Origin of the sequence: Craterilacuibacter sinensis, assembly GCF_009831765.1 — a bacterium.
GTDB lineage: Bacteria > Pseudomonadota > Gammaproteobacteria > Burkholderiales > Chromobacteriaceae > Craterilacuibacter > Craterilacuibacter sinensis.
This window is the reverse complement of the sequence record NZ_WSSB01000015.1, coordinates 1-15,998: the sequence shown is the minus strand read 5'-3', so window position 1 is coordinate 15,998 and position 15,998 is coordinate 1. Positions and strand designations below refer to the sequence as shown.

The window sequence follows — 15,998 nt, the reverse complement described above, 5'->3', positions numbered from 1 at the left end:
CTACGCTCATCCAAGCGCCACGGACTCGGCGCGCTGTTCGGGGGCTTTTTCTGTGCTGCAGATGCTTTGATTGTAATTGCAGCATATTGCGCAGGCTGGCCGTGCATGGGCGGAGGCGTGGCAGTTGATGGTGTCCCTGCCGCTTGATTTGGCCTGATACATGCGACTGTCTGCGCGGGCGACGAGATCTTGCCAGTTATTGCAGTCATCATTGATGCGCTCGGCGGTACCGGTGCTGGCCGTTTGCGGATTACCGTCCGGCCGCGTGCCCAGCCCTTGCTGGTATAGGCGGGCCAAGGCCTGAAGGCTTTGCTGGCAATCGGTATTGGGCAGGATCAATAGGAACTCCTCCCCTCCCCAGCGCGTCAGGATGTCGCCGCGGCGCAGTCTGGCCGATATGGCTTTGACCAGCGATTTAAGTACCTGATCGCCAGCTTCATGGCCGTAGCGGTCATTGATTTGCTTGAAATGGTCCAGATCAATAAAGGCGAGCGATAAGGGGGTGCCGGTGCGGACCGATTGCTCAAACTGCAAGGCGAGGATTTCTTCGCCGCTACGCCGTGAATAGCAGCCGGTCAGCGGGTCGCGTATTGCCTGGCCGACCAGGGCCATCATCAGCACCAGCTGGCTGATGCTAGCCAAGGTCGAGACGCCGGTAATCAGGATAAGCAGCCAATATTCGGCGCTAAAGGCCGGCCAACTGCCGCTGACCCAGTGTTCCAGTCCCGCCAGGCCGTAGGCCACCAGCACCGGGGTGGCAAAGGCCGCGCTCTCGAGCAGGGTCAGCGGAAAAATGGCGAAGCCGGCCAGCAGGACAAATGGCAGAAAGGCATAGCCGGCACTGATGGCGGCGGAAAGGCCCTGTAGCGAATAGCGGGTCAGTAATAGATGGGATATCACATAGAACACAGTGGGGATGGCAAATAGCGTCGCCATTGCCCGGTAGGCGTTGAGCATGCCGGCTTGCCGCTTGTAGCAGACCAGGCCGGTAAAGGCGGCGCTAGCCAGCAGGCGTAGCGCCATAAGCTGTGGCCATAGTGTATCGGGCAGGGTGAGGATATCCACTACTATCCACAGCGGGGTGAGCACGGCAAACAGAAAGGCAAACAGCCGCACCCGATTGATGATCATGCATGCGCGGCGATGCGCCATAAGCGGCATATGCTGGTGTGGGCTGAATAACCAGCTGCTCTGGTCGGGCATCAGCTCGCCTGGCAGCAAGCCGGACAAGCGTAACCAGAGAAAATGCGAAATTTTGTACATGTGAGCGCCAAAAATTAAGGCAGAGGCGCGTGCTTAGGACCGCACCTCGAGATCGGTGTATTGCCGTTTTGTATTGCAATCAATATTTTGCATGATATTAACATGTCTTAATGCCTTGTTGCTTTCTTTGGGTGTTATTTGTATTTCATAGGGAGCCTGGCCATGGAAACACGCTGGCTGGAGGATTTTCTGGTGCTGGCCGAGACCGGCAGCTTTACCCGCTCGGCCGAGATCCGTCATTTGACGCAGCCGGCATTTTCACGCCGTATCAAGTCGCTGGAGGGCTGGGCCGGTACCGAGCTGATAGACCGCACCTGCTACCCGACGCAACTGACGGCGGCAGGTCTGGCTTTTCGCCAGGAGGCAGCGGCGGTGTTGGGACAGATGCGCGCAGCGCGCTCGCGCCTGGCGGGTATGCGGGCGATGCCGGCGGATACGCTGGAGTTTTCCGTGCCGCACACCTTGTCGTTTTCCTTCTTTCCCCATTGGCTGTCCGGCGTAGTTGAGGATTTTGGTGCGCTGTCGTGCCGCTTGCAGGCCAGCAATGTGCACGATGCCTTGCTGGCTTTTGTCGAAGGCGGCAGCGATCTGTTGATGTGCTATCACCATGCACGCCAGCCGGTCAGCCTGAGCGATGCCCACTATAGCGGGCTGAAGCTGGGGCTGGAGCATCTGCGCCCTTATGCCCACGCAGATGGCGATGGCCAGCCTTGCTTACGCTTGCCGGGGACGGCGGAGCAACCATTGTCGTTTTTAGGCTATTCGCCCGGTGCCTATTTTCATCGCATGAGTGAGCTCTTGCTGGGGCAGGCGCCTGAGCCTGCGCATTTGAGCTTGCGCTACGAGACCGATATGGCCGAAGGGTTGAAGCATATGGTGTTGCAGGGGCATGGCGTTGCCTTCTTGCCGGATAGTGCGGTGCAGGACGAGATCAGACGTGGCGAACTGGCGCTGGCTGCCGGTGAGGGCTGGCAGATTGATATGGAAGTGCGGCTTTATCGCGATATACGGCGGCAGCGCCCGGCGCTGGATGCGCTATGGCGCTATTTGTCCGGGTGTTACGCCCGTGTGTAAAAACGGGAAGCATGGCTTCCCGTTGGGTGTTCTCGCTTAGAAGTGGTAGCTGGCACCGGCCTGCAAGGCCATGGCTTTGACGCTGGCAACCTCACTGCCGAAATCATTCTCGATAGACACTTTGCCGTAGTGGGTCAGCTCGGCAAACAGACGCCATTCGCTGCTAAGCGTGCCCTCCATGCCTACTCCAACTATAGGCTGGTAGCTATGGTCGGTGAAGCTCTCACCCTCGAAGGTGCCTCGTGCACGTACCTGGCCTGCTCCCAAACGGCCATACACACCGATTTGCTCGTTGATGGGCAAGTGACCTAGGGCGCTGAAAGAAATCGAGCGAAAATTGGTACTTAGTTTGCTTGCACCATAGTTGCGCTTGCTCTCGCCCAGATCGGCAAACGCCAGCTCGACCGACAGCTGCGGCATGAAGTAATAGCCTGCATTAAGTACATAACCGGCGCGGGTATTTTCCTGGTTGCTACCGTTTCCACCCAGTACCGAATAATCGACCTTATGCTGTGCGATAGCACCAGCAAAGCCGATATACTCGTCAGCCAGTTGTGGGGCGGCGCTGGCAACGCCGGCGATCAGGGTCAGGGATAGCAGCAGGGCATTCGGCTTCATGGTGACGACTCGTCGCTAAATAAAACACCATATTATTCAAATGCATTTGAACGGGCAATAAATTCAATGTCAATTGAATTTATTGTTGCCTATCTTGCTGCCCGGCCCATTTGATGCAAATTTTGCATGATGCCAGCGATATTCGGAATTGGTCAGTCGCACTTATCAGGTCTAGAGTCTTTCTCATTCCAGCCGCTCGCGGCTCACCCCAAGAATGAGACCTCGCATGACTACCCGCATCGAACATGATCTGATCGGCAACCGTGATATTCCCGCTCAGGCTTACTGGGGCGTGCATACCTTGCGCGCGGTAGAAAACTTTCCGATTACCGGTGTGCCCATTTCGCATTATCGCGAGCTGATTCTGTCGCTGGCGCTGATCAAGCAGGCTGCGGCACAGGCCAACCACGAGATCGGTTTGCTGGATGATGTCAAGGCGCAGGCGATAGTTGGGGCATGCGAGGAAATCCGCGCCGGCAAATTGCATCAGGAATTTGTGGTCGACTCCATCCAGGGGGGCGCCGGTACTTCGACCAATATGAATGCCAACGAGGTGATTGCCAACCGCGCCCTCGAACTGATGGGCAAGCAAAAGGGCGAATACCAGTATCTGCATCCGAACGAGCACGTGAATATGTGCCAGAGCACCAACGATGCCTATCCGACCTCGTTGCGTCTGGCGACCTATATGGGCTTGCTGCAACTGGGTGCGGCGCTGGAACGTCTCAAGCTGCACTTTGCCGCCAAGGCCGAAGAATTCAATGATGTGCTGAAAATGGGGCGTACCCAGTTGCAGGATGCGGTGCCGATGACGCTGGGGCAGGAGTTCCAGACCTACGCGGTGATGTTGGGAGAAGACCAGCAGCGCCTGCTGGAAGCCTCGCAACTGATGCTGGAAATCAATATGGGTGCCACTGCCATCGGCACCGGCATTTGCGCCCATCCTGATTACGCGCCGCTGGTGTGCAAACATCTGGCCAAGCTCTCCGGCTTTGCGCTCGTGACCGCGCCCAACCTGATCGAAGCGACGCAGGACTGCGGTGCCTTTGTGCAGGTGTCTGGCGTACTCAAGCGCATCGCGGTCAAACTGTCCAAAATTTGCAATGACTTGCGCCTGCTGTCGTCCGGCCCGCGTGCCGGTTTTGGCGACATCAATCTGCCCGCCCGTCAGGCCGGCTCGTCCATTATGCCGGGCAAGGTCAATCCGGTGATTCCGGAGGTGGTCAACCAGGTCGCGTTCGAGGTGATCGGTAATGATATGACCGTGACCATGGCGGCCGAAGGCGGTCAGTTGCAGCTCAACGCCTTCGAACCGGTGATTGCCTACAGCCTGTTCCGCAGCGTGTCGCACCTGATCGCGGCTTGCGACACGCTGGGAGAAAACTGCGTCAAGGACATCACCGCCAACCGCGACTTCCTCAAGCAGCAGGTGGAAAACTCCATCGGTCTGGTGACGGCGCTGTTCCCTATCATCGGCTATGCCGCAGCCACCGAAGTAGCGGGTGAAGCCTTCCATAGCGGTGGCAGCGTATCGGACATCGTGCTGGCGCGCGGTCTGATGACCCGCGAGCAACTGGATGAAGTATTGCAGCCGGCAGAGCTGACCCGTCCGCGCTGGGTTAGCCTCTGATCTTGCATTTGTAATATTTGTTGGCTATAAGCTCCATTGTGCATTGCACCATGGAGCTTTTTTATGTCTGAGCCACTGATCGCCTTGCGCATGCAACCCGCTGTGCTGCATTTTTCCCTGAGCCTGTTGCACCTGTATCAGGTGTTCTGGCGTTCCCAATCCTTGTTTACGGCCCGTACCCTGGCGAGTCCTGCACCGGTGGCCGACAAGTCGCATCGCCTGCTGGCGCGCCAGTGTGCCGATTGCTTGTTCGTGCTGCACGATGGCGTCGGGCTGCATGGCGAACTGGCCAGACAATTGCTGGCCGTATCAGGAAATGGCGACGAGCGCTGGGAACGCGAGATGCAGCAGACGCTGGCGTGCTTATACGGGCGCTGGCAAGCGGCGATGGTCGTCGCCATGCGTGCACAAATCCGTGGCCTAAGCTGACGCCGGATAAAACAAGGGCCCGGAAGAAACCGGGCCCTTAGCCTTGAGCGGGGCAGGCCCCGTCAGTCAGTCTGTCTTGCTTACCACTCGATATTCCACAGGTCAGCCAACTCGTCGGCATCCACCGACTCGACTTCGGCGCGGGCCGACAGCCAGGCCACCAGTGCGGTGCGGGTTTCAGCGCTGACGCTGCCACGGCCAACCGGGAACACGATACCCTCAAACTGCAAGGTTTCCGAGCCGGCAAAATGGCCGCCAAAGCTGACGCCCTGTGCGTCCACCGCTTCCAGCCATGCGTCCAGCAGCGCATCCTGCGCGCCCAGGTCGGTATCTTTTTTCAGGGTCACGATCAGCGAAAAGCCCAGTTCGGTGAACTCGCCGACGCGCAGTTTCTTGCGCTGGCGTGGCTTCAGGCGTTTCAGGCGGGCATTGGAGTTCGGGTTGTGCAGCATAAAGTGTTCCTTGGTGATGTTTACAAAGGCGTGATGATGCAGTGTATCCCTTTACGCCACAAGTAGCCGCGTGCCTGCTTGAGTTTGCTTGCCTCTATTTATGAATAAAGGATAATGCCATGAAAATATTATCCATTTTCCAGAGGTGCTGCTTGGTGAGCGCATCGAGAGGTTTGTGATGAAACATACAAGTCTGGTGGTATTGACCTCGCTATTGATGACGGCCTGCGGCGGGGGCGGCAGTGGTGGCCCAACCACGCTGTCCGGTTCTTTTGATGAAGTGCCGGTGAGTGTGGGGCGCTGTCTCGATATGGCCGAAGGAAGCGAGTGCGCGCCCGGAGTGAAGGTCGATAGCAATCTGGCTAAAGATGGCAGTACGGTGCTGACATTTGAAAATAATAGTTTGGTTGCCAAGGATCTGGTGTTGACGGGTAATGGAATCCATCAGGTCAGTACGGTGTTGATGTCGAATGATGGGACGCCTAATACGTCAGCCAGTCAGTCGGGAAGCGGGGGCTTGGTGCTTAACCGCAATACCCTGATGAGCAACCGCATGCCGAGTCTGGTAGAAAAAGACAATGCCGAAGCGGCCGGTCTGTTGCATTCGCAAATGAATAGCCCGGCTCCGCGTGGTTTATCTCTTTCCGGCGGCGCTGCGGCGACTGGAGTGTGGAACTCAATCATTAATGACAATCTGGTTCAAGCGCAGACTTTCTTGGGTGGATCTGCCGCTTTGCCTGGAGGTGGGCAGGTAAAGGTTTGGGTTGAGAATAAAAGCCGGCAGGAGACGAATTTTGACTGGGGGCAATCGGTTCCGGGTGATGAAATTGCCCAGCGGGATATGAAAATTGCACCATCGCAAGCTCAGGCTATGGCTGATATGTTTGCCACCAAGGTTTACGCAGCAGCAACTGAGTTAGTTGGGGCGCCATGGGGGAGTGTGCCATCATCTTTACAGCCTTGGCTTCTGGATGTAGGGACGAAGGATATTCATATCGTACTGCTGGATATCACGCCCGACGGAAAAGAGCTTGGTACCATAGGCTATTTCTGGTCTGCCAACAATTTTCGTAGTGGGGTCAAGTCGTACAGTAATGAGGCGCTGGTTTTCTATATGGATGCAGCGACCTTTGGCAAGCTCAATATCTATACCGATACGAATAATCAGCAGTATGGTATCTGGCGTCCAGATGGTTTATACCCTGCAATCGGCATGACGACGCTGGCGCATGAATTCCAGCACATGATCCAGTTTTATCAGAAGCAGGTGCGTCATGGGAATCCCCAATCTGCTGGGGATACTTTCCAGAACGAGACGGCAGCACAGGCATTGGCCTATGTGATTGGCCGGCAGATGTTCCCCGATGTAGCGAAAGATCCCCATTTGCGTGCCGCTACTGCTGGTGGTGGTTTCGAAGGTGAATTTCAGCAGTCCTTGGGCTACTCGGGCTGCCAGATGGATCGTTGGGGTGAGCCGGGTGATGCTTGTACGGCAGAGGGGCACTATTCACAGGCATTGAGCCTTGCCATGTATATGTTGCACAACTATGGTCCGGGCATCTTGAAAGACTGGATTCAAAGCCCAGAAAACGGTATTGGCGCCATCGAAAAGGGTCTGGCAAGCGTCGCGCCAGGTACTCGCTATCTGGATGTGGTCAGGAGTTGGGGCATTTCTACGCGTATGGAAAAAGCCGATGCGGGTAAGCGGCTGGGGTTCCCGACTAAAAGCTGGCAAATGGTTGATGGTACGCAGCTAGTGCTGGGCGCGGTCAGCCCGGGGCGTTATTTCAATTTTCAAACTGGAGAGTTCACCAATCCGCTGGCTGCTGGTGTCGCGCCACGTTACGCCTTGAACGTGAATGCCATGGTGGGAGGGAGTGGCAAGGTGAAGGTCGCGCCGGGCAGCAAGCTGCATGTTGTGATTTATTAATTGAAAAAAGCTGGCCGGCAGATGAGGCCGGCCTGCTTGCCATTTAGAGTCCCAATTCACTCCACATTGCATCCACCCGCGCCTTGATGGCATCGTCCATCACGATGGGCGTACCCCATTCGCGTGTGGTTTCGCCCGGCCATTTATTGGTCGCGTCCAGCCCCATCTTGCCGCCTAAGCCCGACACCGGGCTGGCGAAGTCCAGATAGTCGATCGGGGTGTTCTCGATCAGGACCGTGTCGCGTACCGGGTCCATGCGCGTGGTGATGGCCCAGATCACTTCTTTCCAGTCACGGGTGTTTACGTCGTCGTCCACCACCACGATGAATTTGGTGTACATGAACTGCCGCAGAAATGACCACACCCCCATCATCACGCGCTTGGCGTGGCCGGGGTATTGCTTCTTGATGCTGACCACCGCCATGCGGTAGCTGCAGCCTTCGGGCGGCAGGTAGAAATCGGTGATTTCCGGAAACTGCTTTTGCAGGATGGGGACGAACACTTCGTTCAGCGCCACGCCGAGAATGGCCGGTTCATCCGGTGGCTTGCCGGTATAGGTGCTGTGGTAGACCGGATTCTCGCGCATGGTGATGCGGTCTATGGTCAGCACCGGGAAACGGTCCTGCTCGTTGTAATAGCCGGTATGGTCGCCATACGGGCCTTCCAGCGCGGTGTCGTCGGGATGGATATGGCCTTCCAGAATAATTTCGGCACGTGCCGGGACTTGCAGGTCGGAACCCATGCATCTAACCAGTTCGGTGCGGCTGCCGCGTAGCAGTCCGGCGAACTGGTATTCGGACAGGGTGTCCGGCACCGGTGTCACCGCGCCGAGTATGGTTGCCGGGTCGCAGCCCAGTACCACTGCCACCGGATAGGGTTGGCCCGGATTTTGTTGGCAGAATTCGCGATAGTCGAGCGCACCGCCTCGGTGTGCCAGCCAGCGCATAATGACGCGGTTTTTGCCGATGACCTGCTGGCGATAGATGCCGAGGTTCTGTCGCTTCTTGTTCGGGCCACGGGTGACGGTCAGCCCCCAGGTAATCAGGGGCGCGACATCGCCCGGCCAGCAGTGCTGGATAGGCAGGCGCGCCAGATCCACTTCTTCGCCTTCCCATACGATTTCCTGGCATGGGGCCTTGCTGACTAGCTTCGGAGCCATGGACAGCACCTGCTTGAGTAGCGGCAGCTTGTCCCATGCGTCGCGTAGCCCCTTGGGCGGCTCCGGCTCTTTTAGGTAGGCCAGTGTCTGGCCGATTTCGCGCAAGGCCGCGATGCCGTCGGCCCCCATGCCTTGCGCCACGCGTTCGGGCGTGCCGAACAGGTTGGCCAGTACCGGATAGTCGTAGCGCTTGCCATCCTGCGTCGGTGCTTCGAATAACAGGGCAGGGCCGCCGGCCTTGAGTACGCGGTCGGCAATCTCGGTCATTTCCAGATAAGGCGAAACCGGACGGGTGATGCGCTTGAGCTGGCCGTCTGCCTCGAGTTGCGCGATGAATTCCCTTAAATCTCGATATGGCTTTTTCATATTTATGTTCTTTTCATGATCTGGCGCAAGGTTTCACTGCTTGGGCTTTGATATTTTCCTGCTTGACAGGCACGCACTGCAGCATGGCAAAGACAAAGTCTGACACAAGCCGGTGCCGCCCACGAATTTTAAGTTCAAACAAGCAAACTCGTAACAGGAGAAGAATGATGAAAAAGCTCGCACTTGCCGCTCTGATCGCCGCCATGGCCGCCCCTGCTTTCGCCGCACAAGGCGATATTCTGGCGCGTTTTCGCGTAATCAATATTAATCCAGACGTTTCTACTACTAATGGTGCAGCTGCAGGTGCAAAGCTGGGCTTGAGTCAGCTGAATACCAATGTCAAGGATCAGTGGGCGCCTGAGTTGGACTTCACTTACATGGTGACCAACAATGTCGGTGTTGAGCTGATTCTGGGCACTGCACGTCATGAAGTGACGGCTAATGGTAAGTCTTTGGGTAAGGTTGGTGTTTTGCCTCCAACTGTTACCGTGCAGTACCACTTCGCACCTGAAGCTGCTTTCCGTCCATACGTTGGTGCCGGTATCAACTACACTCGCTTCTACAATGCAACGCTGAATGCTAAAGCACTTGGTGTTCAGTCTGATCTGAGTGTGGATAAGAATAGCTGGGGTGGCGCGCTGCAACTGGGCGCTGATTACGCGATCGACAAAAACTATTTCGTTAACTTCGATGTGAAGAAGATCTGGATTAAGACGGATGTTTCTGCTGATGCAGCCGGTGATCTGAACCTGGGTACCCTCAAGATCAACCCATGGGTGTTCGGTGTAGGTATCGGTACCAAGTTCTAATTCTGCTTGTTGGTGGTATTGCAAGGCACCCTTTAGGGTGCCTTTTTGCATTTTTGCCGGTTCGGATTCGCCTCAAGGGCTGGGTGGAGTTGGGTGTGGTGGGCTATATGAAAGCAGCACGCAGGCGGTTTTTGTCGTGGCGAACACGGGTGATGGATCAAAGACGCGGATATTTTTTGCATCAAGCTGATTTAGCGGACGTGCGATTTTTTTCAGCAAAAATAGCCACTTGGCCGGCTTTGACCGGCAGCTTTTGTTCCTGATCAGGAAAATGCGCTGAGGTCTTGAATTTTCAGGGCAATTTGGGGTTCCCCCGGGGGGGATTTTTGCTACAATTGCGCCCTTTTTTATGGGCGGGGAAGATCCATGGCTCTCCTTGAAATCCGCAACGTTGTAAAGCAGTTCGATGACTTCACCGCTGTGAACAACGTCAGCCTGTCCGTTGAGGCAGGTGAGTTCTTTACCTTGCTGGGTCCTTCCGGTTGCGGCAAGACAACCTTGCTGCGCATGTTGGCCGGTTTCGAGCAGCCCGATTCGGGCCAGATTCTGCTCGATGGCAAGGATATGTCGCAGGTGCCGCCGGAAAAACGTCCGGTGCATACGGTATTCCAGAACTACGCCTTATTCCCGCATATGACGGTGCGCGAGAACGTGGCTTTCCCGCTCAAAATGGCCGGCTGGGCTAAAGACAAGATCGATGCGCAAGTGGACGAGCTGCTGGAGGACGTACGTCTGACCCGGTTCGGCAAGCGCTATCCGCATGAGATGTCGGGTGGCCAGCGCCAGCGTGTGGCGATTGCGCGCGCGCTGGTCGACCGTCCGCGCCTGTTGCTGCTGGACGAGCCGCTGTCTGCGCTGGATGCCAAGCTGCGTGAAGAGATGCAGCTTGAGCTGATCAATTTGCAAAAAGAAGTCGGCATCACCTTTGTCTATGTCACCCACGACCAGGGCGAGGCGCTGGCGCTGTCGCACCGCATCGCGGTGATGAGCAACGGTCAGGTCGAGCAGCTGGATATTCCGGAGAATATCTACGGTAACCCGAAAAACCGTTTTGTCGCCGACTTCATCGGCCAGTGCAATGTGCTGGAAGGCACGGTCAAGGCGGTCGATGGCGACACCATGACGGTGGATATCAAGGGCTGTGGCGAGGTCAAAACGCTGGCTGTTGCCGGTGCCGCCGTCGGCAAGCCCGGATGGCTGGCACTGCGCCCGGAAAAGATCAAGCTGGACAAAGAGCTGCCGGATCTGCCGGACGAGGCTTATTTCAAAGGGCGTATTCATGACTGCCTGTATCTGGGCGATGTGACCATCTACATCGTCGAGGTCGCCGATGGCGTGCTGATCGAGACCATGCTGCCGAACAATATCCCTGGCGTGGCCAAGTTCTTTGACGATAACGACGAAGTGGAAGTCGCCTGGCGCTTTGACGCCGGGCGCTTCCTGTTCGAGTGAGGCCGGCGATGAAGCTGCAAAACCGATTGGGCAAGTATTTGCTGTCCTGGCCGCCGCTCGTCTATCTGGTGCTGTTTTTCCTGATTCCGACCTGCATCATGTTTGTCGCGGCCTTCCGTTTTCCGGGCGACTACGGCGGGCTGGCGCCGATGTATTACATCGAAGAAGGCCGCGTGGTATGGGATCTGACGCTGGAGAATTTCCAGCGCATCGTGGAAGAGCCGATCTACCTCGAGCTGTTTCTCAAGTCGGCAGGCTATGCCGGGCTGACGACGCTGGTGTGCATCCTGATGGCGTACCCGTTGGCGTGGTTGATTGCACGCTCGCAGAAAAAGCACCGCGACCTGATGCTGCTGCTGGTGATCCTGCCGTTCTGGTCCAACTTCCTGATCCGTATCTACGCCTGGATGATTATCCTCGGGCCGCAGTCGGCATTTACCAAGGCGGTCAACTGGGTGTGGACGGGTATGGGCTTCGAGCCTTTGCAGTTGCTGTTTACCCCGTTCGCCGTGATTGTCGGCATGGTCTATGTGCATCTGCCGTTTATGGTGTTGCCGTTGTACGCCAATCTGGAAAAACATGATATGTCGCTGCTGGCGGCGGCGCAGGATCTGGGTGCCAATGCCTGGCAGCGCTTCTGGAAGATTACCTGGCCGTTGTCCCTGCCCGGCATCTTTGCCGGCTCTGCGCTGGTGTTTATTCCGGCACTGGGCATGTTCGCGATTCCGGACATTCTGGGCGGTACCGATTCGATCATGATTGGCAACCTGATCAAGCAGCAGATTCTGGATACGCGCGACTGGCCGTTTGGTGCGGTGCTGTCGATCATGTTGACGGCAGGCGTCTTGGGCATTGCGGCCTTGGGCTCGCTGGTGGCAAGGGGAGGGGTGAAGCGTGGCTAAGAAGCAATCCGTCTGGCTGTGGGTATCGGCCATCTCGACTTACCTGTTTCTTTACCTGCCGCTGGTGATCGTGGTGGTGTTCTCGTTCAATGATTCCAAGCTGAACGCGGAATGGGTGGGCTTTACCTTCAAGTGGTATGACCAACTGTTTCACAATGACAAGATGCTGACTGCTGCCGGTCACTCGCTGATGATTGCGGTTGCGGCCAGCTTGCTGTCTACCTTTTTCGGGACGCTGGCCGGGGTGGCAATGCACAAGTACAAGCTGCGCATCCTGCCGTTTCTGGTGCTGACGCCAATCGCGATTCCCGAACTGCTGACCGGTGTCAGTCTGGTGATCTTCTTCGTGATGGTGAATCAGGTGCTGGGCATACTCGAGTTGGGTCTGTTTACCATCTTGTTGTCGCATGTGGCGTTCTGTATCGGTTTTGTCGCCATCGTGGTCAAGGCGCGCATGCAGGGTATGGATGACTCGCTGGTCGAGGCGGCGCGTGATCTGGGCGCGACGCCATTTCAGGCCTTCCGCCTGGTTACGCTGCCGGTGATCCGTCCGGGCATTATCGCCGGCGCCCTGATGGCGTTCACGCTGTCCATTGATGACTTTGTGATCACCTTCTTTACCGCCGGGGCCGGCGCTTCGACCTTGCCGCTGGAGATTTATTCGATGATCAAGATTGCGGTGACGCCGGAAGTCAATGCGGTGTCGTCCTTGCTGATGCTGCTGACGCTGGTTCTGATCGTGATCGCCTCGCGCGTCTCGCCCAATTCTTTGCGCGCAGATAACTGAGTAATCAGAGGCCGGTGCATGTTTGCCGGCCATCTATTCCTTTCTTCCATTACCGCCGTTGCGGCAGGAAAATCTCATGAAAAAATTGCTGTTGTCGCTGGCCTTGCTGGCCTCAGTTCCAGCCTTCGCTGCTGATACCCTGCATCTGTATAACTGGAACAATTACCTGTCCGCCGATGCCGCCAAGCGTTTTGAGGCGCAGTGCAAGTGCAAACTGGTACAGGATTATTACGGCGACAATGAAGAGATGCTGGCCAAGATGGCCGCCGGTGCCAAGGGCTACGATATTGTGGTGCCAACCGGCTATGCCGTGCAGGCGCTGATGGGGCAGGGCAAGGCGGAGAAGCTGGACAAGAGCAAGATTGCCAATGCCAAAAACCTGAATCCGGCTTATCTGAATGCCTTCTTCGACAAGGGCAACCAGTACTCGCTGCCGTATGCGCTGACCACCACCGTCCTGGGGTACAACGAGACGGCACTGAAAAAGCTCGGCATCGCCGATAAGGCCAATAGCTGGGCGCTGATTTTTGATCCGGCAGTGCTGGCCAAGATCAAGGGCAAGGTCATCGTGCTTGATTCGCAGCGCGAGCTGGTGGCTGCAGCGCTGATGTATCTGGGCAAGCCGGCCAACTCGACCAATCCGGCAGACTGGAAGGCTGCGCGTGATGTGATCCTGAAAGCCAAGCCTTACTGGGCCACCTTTAACAACCAGAGCTATATCAAGGAGCTGACCGTCGGCAATATGCTGGTGGCGATGGGTTACTCCAACGATATGGTGCAGGCGCGTGAAGATGCCAAAAAAGCCAAGCGTCCGTTTGTAGTCAGCTTTGGTTTGCAGAAAGAGGGCAATACCATGTCGGTCGATAACTTCGTCGTACTGAAGGATGCGCCGCGCAAGGATCTGGCCTATCAGTTCATCAACTTCATGCTGGATGGCAAGAATGGTGCCGAGCTGACCAATAGCATGGGTACCGGCAGCCCGAATGCGGCATCGATGGCTTTCGTTAACAAGGAAATTGCCAAGTCGACGGCAGTTTTCCCGACCAAGGCCGATATGCCGCGTCTGCAGCAATTGCAGGACCTCAATAGCCGTCAGCGTCGCGAACTGAACCGTTTGTGGGCCGAGATCAAGCTTAAATAATCGGCGTATCGGTATTTGATTCGATGGCGAGAGTCTGCGGCAGGATTTTTTACTGCCGCAGACTTGAAGTGAGTATGCCGCCCTAGGTATGCTTGCCTGATTAACTCAATCAGGCTTTGCATGACGTGGCCAATGCCCAGCGTTCCCATGTGGCTCAGTACACGGCCCTGATCACCTTTGTGGTGATTGTCTTTTCCAGTTTCTACCCGTTTACCGGTTGGGCCTATAGTGGCCGTCCGCTGCTCGAATTCCTCGGTTATCCGCTGCCCTATTATTTCCGCCTGTTCGACAACGCGGTTAATTTCCTCGTCTACCTGCCACTAGGCTTTGCTCTGGCGCTTAGTTCGCGTAGCCGCATACTGTCCTGGCTGCTTGCTTTAGCACTCTCATTGCTGGTGAGTTTCAGTGTGGAGTTCGGCCAGCAATTCCTGCCCATGCGCGTGTCGTCCAATCTGGACATGCTGTACAACATGGCTGGTGCTTTCGTCGGTGCTACGCTGGCGGTCAGTCCGTTATTTCGCCGTCTGTGGCATCGGGTATGGCTTAAGCGCCAGCGCTATTTCCGCCATGAAAATGTGACAGATTACGCGGTGGTGCTGATCGTGGTCTGGTTTGTGACCCAGCTTGACCCATCGGTGCCGCTATTTGGCGTGGTGGTACGGCCAATCGGTTTGCCGCAGCCTTTTGTTTCGCCGATGGAAAATCCGATGCTGTTCCTGCTGCTGGTCGAAGCCGGCGGGGTCATGCTCAATCTGGTCGCTTTCTTGCTGTTTATTACTACATTTCTGGCTGCCCGCCGTTACGTCGCCCGTGCCATCACGCTTGCCTTGGTGCTGGCGTGGTTTCTCAAGGTGCTGGCTGCCGGCACCTTGCTTAAGCCCATGGCCTTTTTCGAGTGGATCAACCAGTACGTGATGACCGGTTTGTCTGCCGGCTTCTTGCTGGTATGGCTGGTGACGCGTTTTGGTCAGCGGGTTCAGGCGGTTGTGGCGCTGCTGGCATTATTGGGGACGCAGGTCATGGTCTTTCTCTGGCCATTGGCGCGGAGCGACGCCGATATGCTGTCACTGTTCCGCTGGCATTACGGCCATCTGGCCAATATGAATGCGCTGATCGCTTTTCTGGCGCAGTTGTGGCCTTACGCCGCCTGTCTGGTGTTGCTGGGTTTGTTATGGCAACCGGTTTGCCGGGAAAAGCTTGAGCCGCAATAGCGCGCGTAGTGACGTGATGCGGGCGTCGACATAGCAGGGTCGGCGAGGCTCGCGAGTCAGCCAGACGGTTTTCATGCCCAGCGCCCGTGCCGTTTTCAGATTGGCTAGGCTGTCTTCCACCATAATGCAGCGCGTTGCTTTCAGGCCTTCCTTGGTCAATACCTTGCGAAAAGCCGCCGGGTCGGGCTTGGGGGTGAAGTCCAGTCGCTCCACGCCATAGTGCGCACTAAAGTGATGCGAGATGCCCAGGCGTAATAGCAGGTCTTCTACATAGTGTTGCGGCCCGTTTGACAGCAGGATCTTGCGGCCGGGTAGTTTGGCTAGGACGGACTCAAGATAGGGTTCATGCCGCAGCATGCTGGCAAAGTGCTCGCAGGGGTGGGTCTGTTGCAGGAAATGGTGCGGATCGATGCCGTGGTGTTGAACCAGGCCTTTTAGCGTGGCTCCGTATTGCAGCCAGTAGCGCTGGCGTAAGCGGTGGGCTTCCGCTTCATCCACGGCTAGATGCTCCATGATATAGCGGGTCATCAGCAGGTTGATCTGCGGAAAGATGCCGTAATCGGCATTGTGTAGTGTGTTATCCAGGTCAAAAATCCAGGTGGGTGCAGGCAAAATAGTCTCCAGTTCTGATGGTTCTATTATCCCTCTGCTTGTTTATGCGTGTGATAGTGAATTTTGTTTTCTTTAAAAACAAATACTTGATGTTTTTCAGGCCGGTTTTAGCCGTTTTTCCCGGTTTTAGCTGTTGACGCACCTGTGCAAGGTGCGTATATTT

General features: G+C 56.4%; 16 protein-coding genes. 10 read left to right on the top strand and 6 right to left on the bottom strand.

Features of this window, described 5'->3' with window-relative positions:
- Window positions 1-6: 6 nt before the first annotated feature.
- Complete coding sequence (locus GQF02_RS13935) at window positions 7-1,263, bottom strand: GGDEF domain-containing protein (RefSeq protein ID WP_160797974.1); 1,257 nt, start codon at window positions 1,261-1,263, stop codon at window positions 7-9.
- A 162-nt stretch (window positions 1,264-1,425) separates the two neighbouring features.
- Between GQF02_RS13935 and GQF02_RS13930 the strand changes: the two genes are divergently transcribed.
- Entirely contained in the window at window positions 1,426-2,337 is a 912-nt protein-coding gene (locus GQF02_RS13930; RefSeq protein ID WP_160797972.1) for a LysR substrate-binding domain-containing protein, read from the top strand.
- A 36-nt stretch (window positions 2,338-2,373) separates the two neighbouring features.
- Here GQF02_RS13930 and GQF02_RS13925 read toward each other — a convergent pair whose 3' ends face one another.
- Complete coding sequence (locus GQF02_RS13925) at window positions 2,374-2,955, bottom strand: porin family protein (RefSeq protein WP_160797970.1); 582 nt, start codon at window positions 2,953-2,955, stop codon at window positions 2,374-2,376.
- A 226-nt stretch (window positions 2,956-3,181) separates the two neighbouring features.
- Between GQF02_RS13925 and aspA the strand changes: the two genes are divergently transcribed.
- Window positions 3,182-4,585, top strand: coding sequence for an aspartate ammonia-lyase (gene aspA, locus GQF02_RS13920; protein WP_160797968.1), 1,404 nt, complete (start codon window positions 3,182-3,184; stop codon window positions 4,583-4,585).
- Window positions 4,586-4,648: 63 nt separating this feature from the next.
- The gene (locus GQF02_RS13915) at window positions 4,649-5,014 is read left to right on the top strand and encodes a hypothetical protein (protein WP_160797966.1); all 366 of its coding nucleotides are present in this window, start codon (window positions 4,649-4,651) and stop codon (window positions 5,012-5,014) included.
- A gap of 80 nt (window positions 5,015-5,094) precedes the next feature.
- Here the strand turns inward: GQF02_RS13915 and GQF02_RS13910 are convergent, their stop codons facing one another.
- Complete coding sequence (locus GQF02_RS13910) at window positions 5,095-5,466, bottom strand: YggL 50S ribosome-binding family protein (protein ID WP_124735724.1); 372 nt, start codon at window positions 5,464-5,466, stop codon at window positions 5,095-5,097.
- A gap of 178 nt (window positions 5,467-5,644) precedes the next feature.
- Between GQF02_RS13910 and GQF02_RS13905 the strand changes: the two genes are divergently transcribed.
- A complete protein-coding gene (locus GQF02_RS13905; RefSeq protein ID WP_160797964.1) occupies window positions 5,645-7,396 on the top strand; it encodes a M30 family zinc metallopeptidase in 1,752 nt (583 codons plus the stop codon).
- 43 nt (window positions 7,397-7,439) lie between these two features.
- On the opposite strand, the gene ubiD is transcribed toward GQF02_RS13905, so the two are convergent.
- Window positions 7,440-8,921 carry a 4-hydroxy-3-polyprenylbenzoate decarboxylase gene (gene ubiD / locus GQF02_RS13900; protein WP_160797962.1) on the bottom strand — a complete coding sequence of 494 codons (1,482 nt, stop codon included), beginning with the start codon at window positions 8,919-8,921 and terminating at the stop codon, window positions 7,440-7,442.
- 167 nt (window positions 8,922-9,088) lie between these two features.
- Between ubiD and GQF02_RS13895 the strand changes: the two genes are divergently transcribed.
- From GQF02_RS13895 to GQF02_RS13870, 6 genes are all read left to right on the top strand, one after another.
- Window positions 9,089-9,730 (top strand): OmpW/AlkL family protein, encoded by a 642-nt coding sequence (locus GQF02_RS13895; protein ID WP_160797960.1) that lies wholly within the window; start codon window positions 9,089-9,091, stop codon window positions 9,728-9,730.
- Window positions 9,731-10,096: 366 nt separating this feature from the next.
- Window positions 10,097-11,182 (top strand): ABC transporter ATP-binding protein, encoded by a 1,086-nt coding sequence (locus GQF02_RS13890; RefSeq protein WP_160797958.1) that lies wholly within the window; start codon window positions 10,097-10,099, stop codon window positions 11,180-11,182.
- 8 nt (window positions 11,183-11,190) lie between these two features.
- The gene (locus tag GQF02_RS13885; protein ID WP_124735719.1) at window positions 11,191-12,084 is read left to right on the top strand and encodes an ABC transporter permease; all 894 of its coding nucleotides are present in this window, start codon (window positions 11,191-11,193) and stop codon (window positions 12,082-12,084) included.
- The gene (locus GQF02_RS13880; protein WP_328698630.1) at window positions 12,077-12,871 is read left to right on the top strand and encodes an ABC transporter permease; all 795 of its coding nucleotides are present in this window, start codon (window positions 12,077-12,079) and stop codon (window positions 12,869-12,871) included. The genes GQF02_RS13885 and GQF02_RS13880 overlap by 8 nt, the downstream gene beginning before the upstream one ends.
- A 76-nt stretch (window positions 12,872-12,947) precedes the next feature.
- On the top strand, window positions 12,948-14,012 hold the full coding sequence (locus GQF02_RS13875) for an ABC transporter substrate-binding protein (RefSeq protein WP_160797956.1): 1,065 nt from the start codon (window positions 12,948-12,950) through the stop codon (window positions 14,010-14,012).
- A gap of 125 nt (window positions 14,013-14,137) precedes the next feature.
- Entirely contained in the window at window positions 14,138-15,223 is a 1,086-nt protein-coding gene (locus GQF02_RS13870; protein ID WP_328698629.1) for a VanZ family protein, read from the top strand.
- On the opposite strand, the gene GQF02_RS13865 is transcribed toward GQF02_RS13870, so the two are convergent.
- Both GQF02_RS13865 and GQF02_RS15865 read right to left on the bottom strand, forming a co-directional pair.
- Window positions 15,182-15,835: a pyrimidine 5'-nucleotidase gene (locus GQF02_RS13865; protein ID WP_160797952.1), complete on the bottom strand. Its 654-nt coding sequence runs from the start codon at window positions 15,833-15,835 to the stop codon at window positions 15,182-15,184. The two genes, GQF02_RS13870 and GQF02_RS13865, sit on opposite strands and share 42 nt — an antisense overlap.
- Window positions 15,810-15,998: hypothetical protein (locus GQF02_RS15865; protein ID WP_220789492.1), on the bottom strand; the 189-nt coding region annotated here is incomplete at its 5' end. The genes GQF02_RS15865 and GQF02_RS13865, both read right to left, overlap by 26 nt.

Coding starts and splice junctions, on each gene's coding strand:
- GQF02_RS13915 (WP_160797966.1), top strand. CDS start 4,649: ATGTCTGAGCCACTGATCGCCTTGCGCATGCAACCCGCTGTGCTGCAT.
- GQF02_RS13930 (WP_160797972.1), top strand. CDS start 1,426: ATGGAAACACGCTGGCTGGAGGATTTTCTGGTGCTGGCCGAGACCGGC.
- GQF02_RS13895 (WP_160797960.1), top strand. CDS start 9,089: ATGAAAAAGCTCGCACTTGCCGCTCTGATCGCCGCCATGGCCGCCCCT.
- GQF02_RS13935 (WP_160797974.1), bottom strand. CDS start 1,263: ATGTACAAAATTTCGCATTTTCTCTGGTTACGCTTGTCCGGCTTGCTG.
- aspA (WP_160797968.1), top strand. CDS start 3,182: ATGACTACCCGCATCGAACATGATCTGATCGGCAACCGTGATATTCCC.
- GQF02_RS13925 (WP_160797970.1), bottom strand. CDS start 2,955: ATGAAGCCGAATGCCCTGCTGCTATCCCTGACCCTGATCGCCGGCGTT.
- GQF02_RS13905 (WP_160797964.1), top strand. CDS start 5,645: ATGAAACATACAAGTCTGGTGGTATTGACCTCGCTATTGATGACGGCC.
- GQF02_RS13875 (WP_160797956.1), top strand. CDS start 12,948: ATGAAAAAATTGCTGTTGTCGCTGGCCTTGCTGGCCTCAGTTCCAGCC.
- ubiD (WP_160797962.1), bottom strand. CDS start 8,921: ATGAAAAAGCCATATCGAGATTTAAGGGAATTCATCGCGCAACTCGAG.
- GQF02_RS13885 (WP_124735719.1), top strand. CDS start 11,191: ATGAAGCTGCAAAACCGATTGGGCAAGTATTTGCTGTCCTGGCCGCCG.
- GQF02_RS13890 (WP_160797958.1), top strand. CDS start 10,097: ATGGCTCTCCTTGAAATCCGCAACGTTGTAAAGCAGTTCGATGACTTC.
- GQF02_RS13910 (WP_124735724.1), bottom strand. CDS start 5,466: ATGCTGCACAACCCGAACTCCAATGCCCGCCTGAAACGCCTGAAGCCA.